Origin of the sequence: Flavobacterium sp. ABG, assembly GCF_001027725.1 — a bacterium.
Lineage (GTDB): Bacteria > Bacteroidota > Bacteroidia > Flavobacteriales > Flavobacteriaceae > Flavobacterium > Flavobacterium cupriresistens.
Genome location: NZ_LEKS01000002.1, coordinates 55,575 through 74,048 on the forward strand (window position 1 = coordinate 55,575; position 18,474 = coordinate 74,048).

Consider the following 18,474-nt stretch of genomic DNA (forward strand, 5'->3'; position numbering starts at 1 on the left):
TAAACAATACTTGTAAGTTTGAAAAAATTAATAACCTTTTTATGAAAAAAATTATTTTATCAGCCATTATGCTATTAGGCTTAGCATTTACGGCTCAATCTCAGGAAATCGCCAAAAATGCAATTGGTGTTCGTTTAGGAGATAACAACGGATTTGGAGGAGAAGTATCCTACCAACGCGGTTTATTTAAAAACAACAGATTAGAATTTGATTTAGGTTGGAGAAACAGCGACAACGTAGATGCTGTTAAGGCCGTAGCTCTTTATCAATGGGTTTGGAACATTGAGGGTGGTTTTAACTGGTATGCCGGTGTTGGTGGTGGTTTAGCTGCCTGGGAATATGATTACCGTTATTACAATTCAAGATACAACGATAGTGGTACTTATGTTTTTGCAGCCGGAGATGTTGGTATAGAATATGGTTTTGATAAAGTGCCTATTTTACTGTCTTTAGATGTAAGACCGGAAATTGGTTCAGGATATTATGACGATGATAACTTTGGTTTTGACGTAGGTTTAGCAGTTAAATTTAAGTTCTAATAAAACGAAATTTTTATAGACTAAAAGCCTGTAAGGCCGAATTTAAAAAAAAACGCCACAGATTAAATTGATTCTCACAGATTATTTAATCCTCTAAATCCTTTAATCTGTGGCAAAAATATTTTTAGAGGGTACAATAAAATACCTAAAAACATCGCTCAAACTTTTATTTGAGCCCCTAAAAAAAATTGTAAAAAACAAAACCTGTCTCTTCAAAAGGACAGGTTTTTTTATGGCAATCAAAAAAGGAATTTATTTGATGATAATTTCTTTCTTCGAATGAATTTTAACCACTGTATACGGATACGTAATAACCTGCGCGGTCATAGCATCCGGAGCCGGGCTATTTTCTTTTACGGTTATAATAATGTTTTTATCGGTTTCTTCTACTTTTTCAACTCCAATAGAGTAACCTCCTGTATTTTTTTCACCCATATTCAGAATAATATAATTAGAAGTATTAATATCATCCTGTTTCATTTTATCTTTCAAAAGCGGATCATTTTCAAGCATTTTGATTTCGTTGGGCTCCGTCAAAATTTCAAAGAATTTAATATTTCCACCACCATCAGATTGCGCTGTCAAAATTTCAAATAGCGCTTTCGAATCTGTTGTTTTTGTTGTTCCGCACGAAATCAGAACAAAAACGGTTACAATTGAAATTACTTTTTTCATCTAAGGTTACTTTTAAGATTAGTGTCTCTAATTTTTATAATCGTTTATCGCTTTTTGATACAACGCTTCATATACTGGTAATATATTTTTGATATCAAACTTTTTCGCCACCTCTAAAGCATTTGCTTTAAACTGATTCAAAGTTGCATCATCTTTTAGAATTTTCAGCGCATTGGCAGCCATTTCTTCTACATTACCTACATTGCTCAAATAACCCGAAACGCCATCAAAATTCACCTCCGGCAAACCTCCTGAATTACTTGAAATTACAGGAACTCCGCAAGACATTGCTTCTAGTGCTGCCAAACCGAAACTTTCTGTTTCAGATGGAAGTAAAAACAAATCGGTCATGCACAAAATCTTATCAATTTCATTACTGTTTCCAAAGAAGATTACTTTGTCCAAAATTCCTAATTCCTGACACAAAATCTCGGCTTTTTCTTTTTCCGGTCCATCACCAACCATCATTAGTTTGGCAGGGATTTCTTTCTGAATGTTATAGAAAATCTTAATGATATCCGGAATACGTTTTACCTTTCTGAAGTTACTGATATGGGTAATGATTCGTTCGTCTTCCTTAGCCATCACATAACGATGACAAGGCGCTTGCGGATCTTTTATCATTTTATCCAACTCAATAAAATTCGGAATCACCTTTATTTTATTCTTGATTTTGAATAATTTTAAGGTATCGTCTTTCAAACTTTGAGAAACCGAAGTCACATAATCGGATTTATCGATACTAAAAGTCACCGCCGGCTTGTAAAACGGATGATTTCCAACTAAGGTAATATCTGTTCCGTGAAGTGTCGTAATCATTGGCAAATTAATCCCTTCGTTTTTCAGCATTTGTTTCGCCATATAGCCCGCATAAGCATGTGGGATGGCGTAATGCACGTGCAGTACTTCAATCTTGTATAATTTCACCATATCAACCAATTTGCTTGATAAAGCCAATTCATAAGGCTGATAGTGAAAAAGAGGATACTCCGGAACGTTCACTTCGTGATAATGTACATTTGGGTTCAAAAGTGCCAGTCTAACGGGCTGACTATAAGTGATAAAATGTATTTCGTGTCCGCGTCTGGCTAATTCAAGACCTAACTCAGTGGCTACTACACCACTACCGCCAAAGGTCGGATAACAAACTATAGCTATTTTCATGTATTAAATTTAGTATTACGAAAGTACTCAAAAATAGCCTTTAGTAGAAGTGAAAATTAAGTTAAAAAGCAACTAAACTTAAACTGGCGCAGTCACTATGTCTGTAGAAGCTAACTTCCTTTTTTCCCGATATACATTTGGACTTACAAAGCACTCTTTTTTAAAGGCTGCCGAAAACGAAGAAGGAGATCCGTACCCAATTTTATAAGCTATTTCTTTAATAGACAACTTGGTTGTCTTTAATATATTTTGAGCGTACTTCATCCTCATTTTAGTACTGTACTCAAAAACGCCCATGTTAAAAAGTTCTTTAAATCCCTTTTTAATTTTAAAATCGTTAATTTCAAAAAGAGTTGACAGGTTTTCAATGGTATAAAACTCATGCAGATTTTTATTTATAAAATCCTTGATATCATGTATTTTTTCAATTTCCTGCTCCTTTACTGTTTGGTGTTTTTTGTCGCCAATAATGCTTTTTCTGTTTTCTTCTTCCTCAAAAATTAGTTGCAAAAGTGTCATGATACGGCTTTTTACATAATAATCTTTAGCAATACCTTTTTTGGGATATCTTTTTATTTCTGCTAAAGCACTCATCATTTGCGAGTTTACCGGGATACCATTTTCAAATAAACTACAGGATTTTTTCTGATTGATTAAAAGAATAAACTTTTTAACAAACTCGTTTGAAGTATTAACGAGGTGATGAAAATAATCTTCGGCTACATAGATATCAAGGTTGCGATATTCTACATCTTTTTTAAAATAAATATCAACTTCTGCATCCTCCTCCGTATAATAGATATAGTTATGATACGGCAAATATTCATTAACCTGATTATTAATCCTGTCTTTCAACACTTTGTCATTGAGGAAAAATGCAATCTGGATAAAATTAGACGCTTCTGTTTTGAATTTTAAATCGTAGTCTCTAAAATAAGTACAGGAATATTCCTTGATAATAAATTCCTTGCTATCATAAATATTATTGATTTTGAAACGCCCCAAAGCATTCTCTAAAAAGTCTTTTTTGGTGACATCAGATTCTTTTTTAAAGAAAGCTACTATTTCTTTTTCTAATACTTCTACTGTTTTATTTACTCCCAAATTCAATAGTTTTTGTGCCAATTGCAAAATTAATTAATGAAGTCAAAGGCTACTTTTGCCGAACAAATTTAATTATACTAATTCTAAATAAGAAAACATGCGTGTTAAAATATTTTTATTTAGCCTAATCATCTTTCCAATGATGACTTGGGCACAAAATTCCGGACAAATAAAAGGTAAAATCACAGATTTTGACGAAAAACCACTAGACGCCTTAAAAGTAATTCTGAATCAGGGGCAACAAACCACTTACACTAACTCTCAAGGAATCTACATTTTTGACAATTTACCAAAGGGGAAATACGAAATACAAGTAGAAAATCCGGTTTTTGTAAAAACATATACGGTTACTATAGAAACCGACCAACATTTAGTCTATAACCTATCGCAGTCCTCCTATTTATATGAATTAGAAACTGTGAATGTGTCGGCAAACCGCAGGACCATTCCATCCTCTACTTTGCGAATCGGTGAAAATTTATTGCTTACACCGCAAAACATTCAGGTAATTGACCGACAAGTTTTAAGCGACCAACAAATTCTAACCACAGCCGACGGTATTAGCCGGAATATTAGTGGTGTAAGAACCATTACACACCAGGAAGAAGGTAGCGTTGGACTTGCTGTTCGCGGATTTGCAGCATCGAATTTAAGAAACGGAATGGACGTAAGCGGAAGCTTCGGACCACTCCGCGAAGACATTTCTTTTGTTGAACGCATCGAGTTTGTAAAAGGCCCTGCAGGATTCATGATGGGAAATACACAACCCGGAGGTTTTTACAATATTGTAACAAAAAAACCAATGGGTACTCAGAAAAAAGTATTCCAAATGACTTTAGGCAGTTACAATTTGTACAGAGCTTCGGCAGATATTGACGAGATACTAAGCAAAGACGGGAAATTAACCGGTAGGCTGAACGTAATGGGAACCAAAAAACAATCTTTTCAACAATATGTTGAGCATGAACAATATGTTTTCAATCCTAGTTTGAAATACGATCTCTCTGAAAACACAAATGTTACTTTAGAGTATATTTTATCACAAAATTCATTTGTTGGTGGATTTGCTAAATATTCTTACGGAATAGACGGATTTAAAGATGTTCCAAAAGAATTTAACTTTGCTGATCCTATTGTGGATCCTACAAAGTCTGCAGAAACGAATATTTTCGGAACAATTAACCATAACTTCAACGAGGATTGGTTACTTGTTGGACAATTTGGTTATGTAAAATCGGAAATGGAAGGGGAATCTTTGTACGGAATGTACAATAACATTGTTTTGGTGGATGATCTTGCCAACAACAAGAAAAAAGGGGATGTGCAAAGAGGAATCAGTATAAACGACGCCTTAAATACTTCAACAGTAGGACAGGTTTTTACGAGAGGAAAATTCACTACCGGAAGTGTCAATCATGCTGTTTTAGGAGGATTGGATATGGGAGAGAAATTCTACGTTGCCGATTGGACTGTTATAAATCAACCCGTTGGTCCGGTATTTAATATTTATAATCCTGTTTATGGCAAACTAAGAAAGTCTGACTTGCCTTCTTATGACCGATCAAGATCGTTACGTGAGCGTGGCGCAAACTACCTTACCAATTACAGCTATACCTCGCTTCACATTCAGGACGAAGCACGTTTTCTGGATGACAAATTACGAATTGCAGGAGGTTTAAGATACACTAATACGGTCAAAACAAGTGGCGCTGACAATGGTAAACGTGTAAAAAATGATGCGATTACACCTCGTTTCAGTGTAACAGGGGTACTATCTCCGAGCTGGACTGCTTATGCCTTATACGACGAAAGTTTTCAGGAACAAACCGGAATGCTAGTGGGTGGTGGAAGCGCTGATCCTTCTTATGGAAAAAACACTGAAATCGGAACCAAAAAAACATGGTTCAACAGCAAATTAATGACAGGTTTAACATTCTATCATTTAACAAAAACCAATATGTTGACATCTGCGGGTCCTGAAAATCCAGGATTATCTGAACAAACAGGTGAGAGTTTATCAAAAGGTATTGAGTTTGATTTGAATGGAACAATCGGTAACAACTGGAACGTGATGTTTAACTATGCTTTTACTGATGCAAAAGTAACTGAAGACAATGATCGTAATAAAGTAGGAATGATGTTGTACGGTACCGCGAAACACATCAGCAATGCCTGGATTAAATACACGATTACAAAAGGATCGTTAGAAGGTTTAGGTTTTACTTTAGGGTACGAATATCAAGCCAAAAGAGCTGCGTGGCCGGTAACCAAAGAAAAGTACTTACCGGATAATTTGTTTTCACTAGACTCCGGAATATCTTATAAGAGAAGTAAATACCAAATATCTTTATTGGTAAACAACGTAACAAACAGATACAATTATGTTGGTTACTACCCGGGAGCATGGGGGTACAAACATTATGGATGGAGAGTTGTAAATCCTCAAGGGTTTAGATTGAATCTTGTTTACAATTTATAAAAAAATAAACCCGACAGGTTTTAAAAACCTGTCGGGTTTGTTTCTTATTTTAAATACTTTTAGAAAAAACGACTGTGCCAGCTGTCTGCTGCCGGAACTTCCCATGATTCGTTGTATTCTTCTATATTATTTACAAGATTATTAAACACAATCGTATTCTCTGATACCGATTTATCTTTAACCATCTTCTTAAAATCAATTAATGGTTTGTGCGCAATATGCTCCCCCAATTTAAAAGTAACGTTCATTTTATCTAACAAATCAACATTGTACTTTTTTTCTAAACTTTGGATAAACTCAACTGAGCTATCAATAGAACATCCAGTTGCCGCTTGCACGTCCTGATTTACAGCCAAGATTATAAATCGGTTGTATTTCATCTCATACGAAGCTTCCAAGCTAGTTCCGTGTGCGGCCCAACCTTCAACAAACGTTTTCAGATCAGACTCTATTTCAGAAAATTCCTCATCAGAAAATTTTCTGTTTGATTGATAAATCCAAATTCTGGACTCACCAGGTAAATTTTCAAAAGGGATATACATTTTTATTATTATTTTAGATTTTAGACTGTAGATTTTAGATTGCTGATTTTAGATTGTTGATTTTAGATTTTCTAAAAATTCAACTTTCAATCCCCGCTTCCAAAACCTTTGAACCTCTGTAACTTCAAACCTTTGTTCCTTAAGAAAAAAAATCCAAGCTTAAAAACTTAGCCCCTCAGTACCTCAGAAACTTAGAATCTTAGTCTACAGATCCTGTGCATTAGCAATTAACTCTGCAATATCCATTACTCTTACAGAAGCTTCTTTTTCCTGATGTTTGATACCGTCAGTCAACATCGTATTACAAAACGGACAACCGGCTGCAATGATATCAGGCTTAACTTCCAAAGCATCTTCTGTTCTTTCTACGTTGATTTCTTTGTCTCCCGGTTCAGCATCTTTAAACATTTGTGCTCCACCTGCCCCACAACATAATCCATTGGCTTTAGAACGTTTCATTTCGACCAATTCAACGTCTAACTTCTGAATTAAGTCTCTTGGCGCTTCATATACTTTATTGGCTCTTCCTAAATAACAAGGATCGTGAAAAGTAATACGTTTTCCTTTAAATTGCCCTCCTTCAACGGTCAATCTTCCATCGTCAATTAACCCTTTTAAGAACTCCGTATGATGAATTACATCGTATTGACCACCCAATTCAGGATATTCATTTTTCAACGTATTAAAACAATGCGGACAAGCAGTAACTATTTTCTTAGCTTCATAGGCATTTAAAACCTCAATATTCATCATGGCCTGCATCTGAAACAAAAATTCATTACCGGCACGCTTCGCAGGATCTCCGGTACAACTCTCTTCTGTACCCAGTACTGCAAAAGACACATTGGTACGGTTTAAAATACGTACAAATGCTTTTGTTATTTTCTTTGCTCTATCATCAAAACTTCCTGCACAACCTACCCAAAACAACACTTCCGGCTGTTTTCCTTCGGCTAGCATTTCTGCCATTGTTGGCACTACTAAACTTTCTGACATTTCTCTCTCTTTTGTTTAAAGTTTAAAGTTCAAAGTTTCATTTATTACTCTGAAATCTGAATTCTTAATTTATTCCTGAGTCTTTTTAGTTTCCTAAATTAATTCTCATTCTTCCAATTCAATCTGTCTTGTTGGCTGTATTGCCAAGGTGCTCCATTATTTTCAATATTGGTCATCATCGCGTTTAACGACATTGGAGCAGCACTTTGTTCCATCACCAAATAACGACGCATGTCCATAATAATAGATAACGGACTAATATTTACAGGACATTCTTCTACACAGGCATTACAAGAAGTACAGGCCCATAATTCCTCTGCTGTAATATAATCGTTTAATAATGTTTTATTATCCGGTACAAAAACACCTTTATTCGCATCAATATTGTTTCCTACTTCCTGCAAACGGTCTCTTGTATCCATCATAATTTTACGAGGAGACAATTTTTTACCGGTTTGATTTGCCGGACATGAAGAAGTACAACGACCACATTCTGTACAAGTGTAGGCGTTTAACAATTGCACCCAGTTTAAGTCCTGAACATCACTTGCACCAAACTTAGCCGGAGCAGCATTTTCATCCACAGGAGCAGCAGCAAACGGATCTGCATTAGGATCCATCATTAATTTTACTTCTTTGGTAACCGACTCTAAATTATCAAATTGCCCTTCAGGATTCAGGTTCGCAAAATACGTATTTGGGAATGCTAAAAGAATGTGTAAGTGTTTTGAGAAATACAAATAGTTCATAAAAATCAAAATCCCTACAATGTGCAACCACCAAAAAGCTTCACACAATAACATTACCAATTCATTCGACATACCATTGAAAATCGGCGCGATAAACTGACTTACCGGAAAACTTCCTGCTTTATGAAAGTGCGAAAATCCTCCCGGAACATTTTGCAAATGCAAATCAGTCGCATTCATCAATAAAAATAAGGTCATTAATACCATCTCAAAATACAAGATGTAATTGGCATCACTTTTAGGAAATCCTTTTAAATCCGGATTGATAAAACGTTTCAGTCTTATTATATTTCTTCTGATCCAGAATACGATTACTGCTACTAAAACCAAAAGTGCCAGTATTTCAAAAGAGGCAATCAAAACATCATAAACCACCCCTAAATAAGGAGCAAAAATTCTATGTGTTCCAAATAATCCGTCTATAATGATTTCGAGTAACTCGATATTAATAATTATAAAACCTACATATACAAAAATATGAAGTATTCCGGCAACAGGGCGTCTCACCATTTTTGATTGCCCAAGAGCAATCATAGCCATGTTTTTCCAGCGTGCTTTAGAATTATCTTTTCGATCTACATCTACTCCCAAATTAATATTTCGGATGATCTTTTTTACACTCCTTGCAAAAAAACCGAAACCAACTATAAGAAGTATGGCGAATAAAATATTATCTAAATAACTCATTCTAATTATTTTTTAGTGGTTGAATTAGTCTCCTCTGTAGGCGCTACATAGGGTTTGTTTTTCTTTCCAAAAAGAGAAACATTTACATAACGAGTTGGATAAAGACGTACATCCTGAAGTAATAGTTCTAATTCCTTTGAAGTTTTAGCCAGATTATTGTACAACGCATCGTCATTTAATAATTTACCTGCTGTCCCTTTACCGGAATTCAGATTACTCATTAAACCATCAACTTTAGCTAAAGTCTGGTTCAGATTTTTAACCGTTTTTCCTAAATCTGCTTTATTTAAAGAATCTGATATCTTAACAAAGTTGCTTGACATTTTATTAAAGTTAGTTACAACTCCATTAATTTGTCCTTTATTGGTATCTAAAATAGAATTCATACTTCCGGCCGCTTTATGAAACTGCTCCATAGTTTGGCTTAATTCTGCCAGCGTTTTCTTGATGTCATCCTGACCTTTTTTGTCCAATACATTGTTTAGTCCTGAAACTAAAACATCAATATTGACCAACATTTTTTCCAGCTTTTGCTGAATTGGTTCTATTTTACCTCCTAAAGAATCTGTTAATCCTAATTCAACAGATGAAGATAAGGTCTGACCGTCTTCAGCAAGTTCTTTATCAGCAAAATTGGGTACAATTTTAATCTGCTTTCCTCCAATTAAACTTGGAGAATATAAAAATATTTTACTGGTTTTAGAAATAGGAAAATCTGTTTTTAACTGAAGTTCAACTAATAATTTACCTGTGGTTTCATTAATTGTAATCTTACTTACTTTACCAATTACAAGCCCGTTTAAAGTAACAGGTGCCGAAGCTGATAAATCTTCAACATTATCGTATTCTGCGTATAGTGTTTTATAATTCGTAAAAAGATCTTTACCTTTTAAAAAACTGTAGCCCCAAATAAATAATAAAATTGACGCGATGACTAAAATAGCCGTTTTAATTTCTCTTGTTAGTTTCAAAATTCTAAGTGTTTGTACAAAATTAATATAAATATTCGAACTTGCGACTATTATTTAATTGCGTCCTGGATATTGATTTTTTCTCCGTCCTTATATGCAATCAAAAAAGCAGCTCCATATCCTTTATCTTTAGCTTCTTGCAGATATTTTTGCGCTGCGTCATAACTTAAAGTCTCTTGATAGTAGTACTTATATATATTGTTTTCAAATAACATTGTTACATTTTTCAGTCCTTTAAAGTTTTTAGGCTCCAACGGTGTATTTTTGATACTTGCTATAAGTTGTACCTTAAAGAAAGTCCCTTTTGGTGCGTTTTTTTTCGCAACCGGAGTTTCAACTGCCTTTTGTTTTGTTGCGCTGGACGTATCTTTTGCAGGTCTTACATCTGACATTTCAGGTACTCCTGAACCAAAATATTCTCTTTTATAACTTAAAATAGCTTCCGCAATAGCTCTGGCGATATCATTTTGTCCTTCCTCAGAATTTAAAATATTCCCTTCTGTCGGATTAGACACGAAACCGGTTTCTACTAATACTCTTGGCATATAAGCTTTATGAAGTACCATAAAAGGCGCTTGTTTTACACCTCCCTGACGCAGTTTTTTTCCAAGTTTATCAAAATTATCTTCGATTTTACTGGCCAATGAGATACTGTTGTCCAAATATTCTTCTTGCATTAATGTCATTCCGATCATTGATTCGGGAGAATTCGGATCAAAACCTTCGTATTTACGTTTATAGTCTTTCTCCAGCGTAATTACCGAGTTCTCTTTCTTCGCCGCTTCCAGATTTGATGCTACTTTACTCAAACCCATTACATACGTTTCCGTTCCGTCTGCTGCCGTATTTTTGTTTGCATTACAATGTATAGAAACAAAAATATTGGAATTTGCACGGTTCGCGATATTGGCTCTTTCGACAAGATCTATGAAAACATCGGTTTTACGGGTGTAGATAACATTAACATTTGGATTAAGTTCTAATATTTTTCCAACTTTTAACACAATCGCCAAAGCAATATTTTTTTCTATTCTTCCGCTATAAACCGCCCCAAAATCGTGATCTCCATGTCCGGCATCCAGTGTTACTTTAAACACATTCGACTGACTGTAAGAACAAAAAGTAATTATCGTTAGAAAAAAACTAAATATTAGTCTAGTTTTGTTAAATATATTCATAAATCTAAAAGTTAATTTTAATAAAATGCAACTGCTATAATTTTTATAATTGATTATTTTTGACAAAAAATTATATGTAAGTTTGACACGTCAAAAAACAAGCCATACTTTTACAAAAATAGCATTTAAACCTTTGCATACAAACTTATTTAATATCGTTTTAATATCATTTTTCCTAACATTAGGATGTGGTAATCTATATTCCCAAGAGATAAAATCAAAAAAAAACTCGTTACCAGCTGTAAAACAAGCAACTAAAACCGAGAAAAAAACAGAGAAACCTAATGCAGTTGTTACAGACACTATTAAATTAGATACTGTAAAACCTAAAAAGGCTTTTTTAGATGGCAAAGTAAGGTATGTTGCTAAGGATTATGCCAAGATTGACCAAAAAAAGAAAACCATTACGCTTTTTAACGAAGCCGAATTATACTACAAAGATGTTGAACTGAAAGCCGGTATAATTGTACTGAACTACGATAAAGATGAAGTATACGCCGGAAGAATAAAAGATTCCGCAGGAGTTTTGACACAATATCCGAACTTCAAACAAGGCGCAAGTGAAGTTCAGCCCGATTCTATCCGATTTAATTTTAAAACTAAAAAGGCTTTAATCTTCAATTCCAGAACAGAACAAGGAGAGTTTAAAGTAAAAGCGGCCATTACCAAAAAAGAAAATGATTCTGTTTATTTCTTGAAAAAAGCTCGTTTTACAACTTCTAAAGACATCGATAACCCTGAATATTATTTCCAAACCAGTAAAGTAAAATTTATTCCGGGAAAAAAAGTAATTACAGGATTAACCAATATGGTTATTGCTGACGTACCTACTCCATTGGCCTTACCCTTTGCCTATTTCCCAATGAGTCAGGAAAAAAGTGTTTCAGGGATTATTATACCAAGTTACAATGACTCTAATACTCGTGGATTTTCACTGCAAAACATGGGATATTATTTTGCTTTAAGCGATAATTACGACTTAACGGTTTTGGGAGATTATTACACCAACGGAAGTTATGCCATGCGTTTCGAATCGGCGTATGCCACAAGATACAAGTATAGAGGAAATATAAATGTACGTTTTGAAAATTTAATAAACAGCGAAAGAGGTTACCCTGATTATTCGAAACAAAACATTTACAACATTCAGTGGTCCCATTCAAAAGACACTAAATCAAACCCAAATTCAACATTTTCTGCTTCTGTAAATATGGGAAGTAGTAAATACTTCAAACAATCGATAAATCAGGCCAACGTTGGATCGAATCTGAACAATACCTTAAGTTCATCGATCTCTTACAACAAAACCTTTAATACGATTCCGCAAGCTCGTCTTTCGTTGACAGCCACACACTCTCAGAATACTCAAACGGAACAAATCAACATGACATTACCTACTTTACAGGCAAGTGTGGATCGTGTATATCCTTTTGTTGGAAAAGATGGCGTGAAAAAAGGATTCATTAAAAACATCAATTTACAATACAACTTAAGTGGTAAAAATGAAATCGTAACAACGGATTCTCTGTTTTTTAAACCGCAAATGTTCAGAGATGCCAAGATCGGTATGCAACATAGCATCCCTTTAAGCACTAACTTTAAGTTATTTAAATATTTTAGTGCCGGTGCCTCTACCAATTATCAGGAAACCTGGGTGACCAAAACAATTGATAAAAGTTACGATACAAGCCAAAGTAAAGTTGTAGATAAAACCGTTAATGGTTTTGATTCATTCAGAACTTATAATTTCAGCACAAACTTAGGAACGACTATTTATGGAACGTTCAACTTTGGTGCAGATAAAAAAATTCAATCGATTCGTCACGTCATGCGTCCTTCTATAACTTACGCTTACACCCCAAGTTTCGAAAAATACTATGACAGTTATGCTGTTGATGCTTCCGGTCTTATTACCACTCAATACAGTCGATTTGACAATGGTGTTTACGGTGCGCCATCTAAAGACAATTCTAATATAGTAGGATTCTCTTTAAGCAATACTTTTGAAGCCAAAGTAAGAGACAAAGACAGCACAAAGACAGAGGCTAAAAAAATCATGCTGTTAAACAACTTAAACTTTAGCACCAGTTATAACTTTAATGCCGACGGAAAACAGGTTTTAGCCTGGCAACCTGTACTTGTAAGTGGTGGAACACAATTTTTTGACAATAAAATGAATGTCAATTTTGGAGCTACTCTTGATCCTTATGCTATAGACAACTCCGGAACCAAAATAAACACTTTTAACATTGACAATGGCGGAAGCTTATTCAGAATGACCAGTGCAAATGTAACGATGAATTATTCGTTCAGTAACAAGGGTGGAAAAGAAGAAAACCAGCAAAGTGAACGGAATGGTGGTCGTAAAGATGATTTATTTGGTACCAATACGGATCTAAATGATAGTAGAAACAGCCAATTTGCAAACGAAAAAGACGATGGAGAAAATGTAATTACCGAATTTTTTAAGTCGAAAATTCCGTGGGACATGACATTAGCGTACTCCTTAACCTATACAAATGCCAATCGTGAAAACAAAATTAGCGGAAACTCTATCATGATTTCTGCCAATATGGACATTACCCCTAAATGGAAGGGTGGAGTTTCTACGGGTTACGATTTTGTACAAAAAGGAGTTACGTTTACTCAATTCCGTTTTGAAAGAGATTTATTAAGCTGGAGAATGGCATTCAACTGGAACCCACTTGGAGATAATGCAAACTGGAATTTCTTCATCGGAATTAAATCTGGTGTTCTTAGTGATATCAAATGGAACAAACGAAGCGTTTCGACCCGATAAAATCATATTTAAAGAGACACTGCAAGACTATTACTCAGGAATAGGTTGCTCAAAAAATCTCTTTTCAGCATTTAAAATCAACTATTATGAAAAAAATAATTTTTACTGAAAAAGCACCAGCTCCAATCGGTCCTTACAATCAGGCCGTATTATCAGGAAACACTCTTTATGCTTCTGGTCAGATCGCAATCAATCCTGCTTCAGGAGAACTGATCACTGCGAATATCAATGACGAGACTGAGCAGGTTATGCAAAATATTGCCGCTATTTTAGAAGCAGCTGACATGACTTTCGAGAACGTAGTGAAAGCTACTATCTTTATTATGGACATGAATAATTTTGCTGCAATAAATACAGTTTACGGTTCTTATTTCAACGAAAAAACCGCTCCTGCTCGTGAAACAGTTCAGGTTGCTTGTTTGCCAAAAAATGTTAATGTAGAAATTTCTATAATTGCTGTGCAATAACAATCAATAACAATTGTGCCGTTGCTTTATTTATAACCAGCGGCACATTGTATACTCCAACCAGAAATAGTTGTTTTTTTCTATTCTCTTTTTTCAGAAGTAACAGGTTTTAATACTTTTTTATCACAGCTTTTTAAGTTTCATTTCCTAACTTCTCGCTTTGATAATCTCGCAAAGACGCCAAGTCGCAAAGTTTTTTCTTTTACTTTTAAGCTTTACGCTTGTCTTTTCTGCTTTATTACTTTGGGTTACTCTAAATGGAACGCAGTATCAAAGCCTTTTTTGCTGCTTTTTCCTTAAAAATTTGCGATTTTGCGACTCTGCGAAATTTACATCCCCGCATCTTTTGGACTTGATTCATTACAAGTCAAAGCATAAAAAAACCGCCTCACAAATGAAACGGTTCCTATGGCAAATAAATTTTGCACTATTCTTTTATGTTAGAGAAACTATAGCAATGTAACCGCATTTAACAACAATTGCGCTGTAGCTTCATTTGTAGCCAATGGCACGTTATGTACATCACAAACCCGAATCAACATATTAATATCCACTTCATGTGCATGACTTGCTAACGGGTCTTTAAAAAAGAAAACCAGCTGCGTTTTACCCTCGGCAACTCTCGCTGCAATCTGGGCATCACCTCCCATTGGACCTGAAAGCATTTTTCGGACTTTAAATCCAGCCTTTTCTGCTTTGCCTCCCGTTGTTCCGGTTGCAATTAGTTTTATATTTTCCCGAAGCAAAAGATTCTTATTTTTATTTAAAAACTGAACCATGTCTGCTTTTTTTCCATCGTGTGCAATTATTGCGATCTCCATAAATACAGAACTATTGGTTAGCAACGTGATACGCAATCAATCCGTCGATTGGTCTTCTTAATACGTTACCTAGCTGAAGTTCATATTTATTAAATGTTTCCTGCAATTCGTCTTTTAAGTAAAAAGCTATTGAACCAACAAAATGTACCGGAACTTCTTTACAGTTATCGAATTGTTTAATATAGTTTTTAACAAACGATTTCATTCCTTTAAAAATGATTTTTCTGCAAAACTCAGTGTCTTTATGTTTGATTAAGAACTTAGCAAAAGTCGCTAAATACGCGTTTGGATTAGGTTCTTTGTATAATTTATTTTTGATAAAATCAGGTTCTAAATTATATTCTCTTTCAAATTCAATCGCCAAATCTTTAGGCATTTTATTGAAATAATATTTCCTGATCAGTTCTTTTCCGAAAACATTTCCACTACAATCATCCATAGCAATATACCCTAGAGATTGTACTTTCTGATGCAATACTTTTCCATCAAAATAGCTGCAGTTAGAACCTGTTCCCAGAATACTTACAATAGCAGATTCTCCTTTTGGAGTAGTTGCATAAACCGCTGCATAGGTATCTTCGTGAACTTCAACAATTGCATTTTCAAAAAACTCACGAAAAATTCGCGATAATTCTGATTGCATTCTTTCCGTTCCACAACCTGCTCCATAGAAGAACAAATGTGTAGCATTTTTTTTGTTTTGCAAAATATCAAAACGATCGCTTATTCTGGCAATAACTTCCGGACCGTCAAGAATTTCAGGGTTTAACCCCAGGGTTTGTGTTGTGAATAATACTTTTCCATTATCATCAATTGCAATCCAATCGGCTTTAGTAGATCCACTATCAACTATTAATTTCATTTTATTTAGTTTTTGGATTAGTTTTTCTTCAAACAATTAAAAAAGTGTGCTTTCTACATTAATTAAAGAAATAACAATATAACAAAATCCCGTTACTTTGACATAACGGGATTTTGCAAAAATAGGATTTATTATTTTAAACCTGCAATATGCACAGATAAATCAATTAATTTACTAGAGTATCCGTACTCATTATCGTACCAAGATACCAATTTGAAGAAGCTTGAATTCAAACCAATTCCGGCAGTAGCATCAACGATAGATGTTCTTGAATCAGAAATAAAATCCTGAGACACAACTGCATCTTCTGTATAACCTAAAATACCTTTCATAGTAGTTTCAGATGCTTTTTTCAAAACAGCCATAATTTCTTCGTAAGTAGTTTCTTTAGCTACTTTTACCGTTAAATCAACTACAGAAACGTCAGCCGTTGGAACACGGAAAGACATACCAGTTAATTTTCCGTTCAAAGAAGGAATTACTTTTCCTACTGCTTTTGCTGCACCGGTAGAAGAAGGAATGATATTTATTGAAGCTGCACGTCCACCTCTCCAGTCTTTTCTTGACGGACCATCTGCAGTCATTTGAGTTGAAGTTGTTGCGTGAACCGTAGTCATTAAACCTTCAACAATTTCGAAATTATCGTGAATAACTTTAGCTAAAGGAGCTAAACAGTTCGTCGTACAAGATGCATTCGAAACAACTGTATCAGATGCTTTTGCCGTTTCGTGATTTACTCCCATTACAAACATCGGAGCATCTGCAGACGGAGCAGAAATGATTACTTTTTTAGCACCACCTGTGATATGTGCATTTGCTGTTTCAAGAGTTGTAAAGAAACCGGTACATTCTGCCACTACATCTACATCAACCTCATTCCATTTCAGGTTTGCTGGTTCTCTTTCGGCAGTAATACGGATATTTCTTCCGTTTACGTATAATTTTCCTTCTTTTACTTCTACAGTTCCGTTGAAACGACCGTGAACTGAATCATATTTCAATAAATAAGCTAAATGATCTACATCTAATAAGTCATTGATTGCAACTACTTCTACATTATCTCTGTTGAAAGATTCTCTGAAAACGATTCTTCCAATACGTCCAAATCCGTTTATTCCTAATTTTACTTTTGACATTTTACTTAATTTTTGTTTTTTATTACGCTAATTTAAAGTCTAATTTCCTCACAATAAACTTCATTTCTTTCTCACTTATTTTTTTATGTCGACATGATATCAGACACTCTCAATAACTCTCTATCAATTTCAGATTTCCCTTTAATTGCTTGTTCCAGAGGTGTCAAAGTAACCTTGTCATGTTGCAATCCAACCATGTAATTTGATTTTCCTTCGATTAAAGACTCCACCGCTTTTACTCCCAAGCGGCTTGCTAAAACCCTATCAAAACAAGATGGAGAACCACCACGTTGCATATGTCCTAAAACGGATACTCTTACATCATATTCAGGTAAATTAGCTTCAACGTAATCTTTTAATTCGAATACGTTTTTACCAATTTTATCGCCTTCCGCAATAACTACTATACTGGATGATTTTCCTGAAGCTTTACTTTTTTGAAGAGAATCAAGTAGTCGCTCTAGACCTAAATCTTCTTCAGGAATAAGAATTTCTTCTGCACCGGCTCCAATTCCGGCATTAAGAGCAATATGACCTGCATCTCTACCCATAACCTCTACAAAAAACAATCGGTTATGTGAACTGGCAGTATCTCTAATTTTATCAATACAATCTACAACTGTATTTAAAGCCGTATCGTACCCTAAAGTAAAACTGGTTCCAAAAATATCGTTATCAATTGTACCCGGAATTCCCATTACAGGAAAACCAAATTCTGTATTAAAAAGTAATGCTCCGGTAAAACTTCCATCGCCACCTATGACAACCAAAGCATCAACTCCGGATTTTACAAGATTTTCGTGTGCTTTTTTTCTGCCTTCCGGCGTTCTAAAATCCACAGAACGAGCCGACTTTAAGATCGTTCCTCCCTTGTTTACAATATTATTTACACTTCGAGGACCCATTTCTTTGAAATCTCCTTCGATCATTCCTTGATACCCTCTATAAATTCCTATGCATTCTATATTATGATAAGCACATGTTCGAACAACTGATCGTATTGCGGCATTCATTCCTGGTGAGTCACCTCCTGAGGTTAGAACACCTACTTTTTTTATTGTTTTTGGCATTATTTAAGTATTAAAGTGTAAAATTAGCAAACATTCACCACTTTTCGGGTTATGATTGTAATAAATTAATAAAATATGTTAAATTCAAACGTTTTCGTTAATAAGTTTTTTGATATGAAAAAATTCATTAAAAATAATAAAAGTCTCTTTTTTTAATTAAATCTCTAAAATTAACAATACAATAATGAACTGTTACAAAACTGTCGATTTTAAGAAATAGCTTCAAAAAAGGTT

General features: G+C 34.7%; 16 protein-coding genes. 4 read left to right on the plus strand and 12 right to left on the minus strand.

Annotated features, from left to right (window positions below; genetic code table 11):
- The first annotated feature begins 41 nt into the window (after positions 1 to 41).
- Positions 42 to 539, plus strand: coding sequence for a hypothetical protein (locus tag AB674_RS01820; protein ID WP_047773368.1), 498 nt, complete (start codon positions 42 to 44; stop codon positions 537 to 539).
- Between the two features lie 252 nt (positions 540 to 791).
- Here AB674_RS01820 and AB674_RS01825 read toward each other — a convergent pair whose 3' ends face one another.
- From AB674_RS01825 to AB674_RS01835, 3 genes are all read right to left on the minus strand, one after another.
- Positions 792 to 1,214 (minus strand): protease complex subunit PrcB family protein, encoded by a 423-nt coding sequence (locus tag AB674_RS01825; protein ID WP_047773369.1) that lies wholly within the window; start codon positions 1,212 to 1,214, stop codon positions 792 to 794.
- A gap of 27 nt (positions 1,215 to 1,241) precedes the next feature.
- Positions 1,242 to 2,378, minus strand: coding sequence for an N-acetyl-alpha-D-glucosaminyl L-malate synthase BshA (gene bshA / locus AB674_RS01830; protein ID WP_047773371.1), 1,137 nt, complete (start codon positions 2,376 to 2,378; stop codon positions 1,242 to 1,244).
- A 78-nt stretch (positions 2,379 to 2,456) separates the two neighbouring features.
- Positions 2,457 to 3,482, minus strand: coding sequence for a helix-turn-helix domain-containing protein (locus AB674_RS01835; RefSeq protein ID WP_047773753.1), 1,026 nt, complete (start codon positions 3,480 to 3,482; stop codon positions 2,457 to 2,459).
- Positions 3,483 to 3,579: 97 nt separating this feature from the next.
- Here AB674_RS01835 and AB674_RS01840 point away from each other — a divergent pair, with 97 nt between their 5' ends.
- Positions 3,580 to 5,961 (plus strand): TonB-dependent siderophore receptor, encoded by a 2,382-nt coding sequence (locus AB674_RS01840; RefSeq protein ID WP_047773373.1) that lies wholly within the window; start codon positions 3,580 to 3,582, stop codon positions 5,959 to 5,961.
- A 59-nt stretch (positions 5,962 to 6,020) separates the two neighbouring features.
- Here the strand turns inward: AB674_RS01840 and AB674_RS01845 are convergent, their stop codons facing one another.
- From AB674_RS01845 to AB674_RS01865, 5 genes are all read right to left on the minus strand, one after another.
- On the minus strand, positions 6,021 to 6,503 hold the full coding sequence (locus tag AB674_RS01845) for a hypothetical protein (RefSeq protein ID WP_047773374.1): 483 nt from the start codon (positions 6,501 to 6,503) through the stop codon (positions 6,021 to 6,023).
- A 204-nt stretch (positions 6,504 to 6,707) separates the two neighbouring features.
- The gene (locus AB674_RS01850) at positions 6,708 to 7,499 is read right to left on the minus strand and encodes a (Fe-S)-binding protein (RefSeq protein WP_047773378.1); all 792 of its coding nucleotides are present in this window, start codon (positions 7,497 to 7,499) and stop codon (positions 6,708 to 6,710) included.
- A 98-nt stretch (positions 7,500 to 7,597) separates the two neighbouring features.
- Positions 7,598 to 8,935, minus strand: coding sequence for a (Fe-S)-binding protein (locus AB674_RS01855; RefSeq protein ID WP_047773379.1), 1,338 nt, complete (start codon positions 8,933 to 8,935; stop codon positions 7,598 to 7,600).
- A 5-nt stretch (positions 8,936 to 8,940) separates the two neighbouring features.
- Positions 8,941 to 9,906 carry an MlaD family protein gene (locus tag AB674_RS01860; RefSeq protein WP_047773381.1) on the minus strand — a complete coding sequence of 322 codons (966 nt, stop codon included), beginning with the start codon at positions 9,904 to 9,906 and terminating at the stop codon, positions 8,941 to 8,943.
- A gap of 50 nt (positions 9,907 to 9,956) precedes the next feature.
- On the minus strand, positions 9,957 to 11,084 hold the full coding sequence (locus AB674_RS01865) for an N-acetylmuramoyl-L-alanine amidase (RefSeq protein ID WP_047773754.1): 1,128 nt from the start codon (positions 11,082 to 11,084) through the stop codon (positions 9,957 to 9,959).
- Positions 11,085 to 11,166: 82 nt separating this feature from the next.
- On the opposite strand from AB674_RS01865, the gene AB674_RS01870 reads away from it, so the two are divergent.
- Both AB674_RS01870 and AB674_RS01875 read left to right on the plus strand, forming a co-directional pair.
- Positions 11,167 to 13,884: a putative LPS assembly protein LptD gene (locus AB674_RS01870; RefSeq protein ID WP_047773755.1), complete on the plus strand. Its 2,718-nt coding sequence runs from the start codon at positions 11,167 to 11,169 to the stop codon at positions 13,882 to 13,884.
- A gap of 86 nt (positions 13,885 to 13,970) precedes the next feature.
- Positions 13,971 to 14,351, plus strand: coding sequence for a RidA family protein (locus tag AB674_RS01875; RefSeq protein ID WP_047773382.1), 381 nt, complete (start codon positions 13,971 to 13,973; stop codon positions 14,349 to 14,351).
- Positions 14,352 to 14,800: 449 nt separating this feature from the next.
- On the opposite strand, the gene AB674_RS01880 is transcribed toward AB674_RS01875, so the two are convergent.
- The 4 genes from AB674_RS01880 to pfkA all read right to left on the minus strand — a co-directional run bounded on the left by AB674_RS01880 (position 14,801) and on the right by pfkA (position 18,240).
- Positions 14,801 to 15,172: a methylglyoxal synthase gene (locus tag AB674_RS01880; protein ID WP_047773384.1), complete on the minus strand. Its 372-nt coding sequence runs from the start codon at positions 15,170 to 15,172 to the stop codon at positions 14,801 to 14,803.
- 10 nt (positions 15,173 to 15,182) lie between these two features.
- Complete coding sequence (locus AB674_RS01885; protein ID WP_047773386.1) at positions 15,183 to 16,034, minus strand: N-acetylglucosamine kinase; 852 nt, start codon at positions 16,032 to 16,034, stop codon at positions 15,183 to 15,185.
- A gap of 131 nt (positions 16,035 to 16,165) precedes the next feature.
- The gene (gap, locus tag AB674_RS01890; protein ID WP_047773388.1) at positions 16,166 to 17,170 is read right to left on the minus strand and encodes a type I glyceraldehyde-3-phosphate dehydrogenase; all 1,005 of its coding nucleotides are present in this window, start codon (positions 17,168 to 17,170) and stop codon (positions 16,166 to 16,168) included.
- Positions 17,171 to 17,253: 83 nt separating this feature from the next.
- A complete protein-coding gene (gene pfkA, locus AB674_RS01895) occupies positions 17,254 to 18,240 on the minus strand; it encodes a 6-phosphofructokinase (RefSeq protein ID WP_047773389.1) in 987 nt (328 codons plus the stop codon).
- Positions 18,241 to 18,474 lie beyond the last annotated feature (234 nt).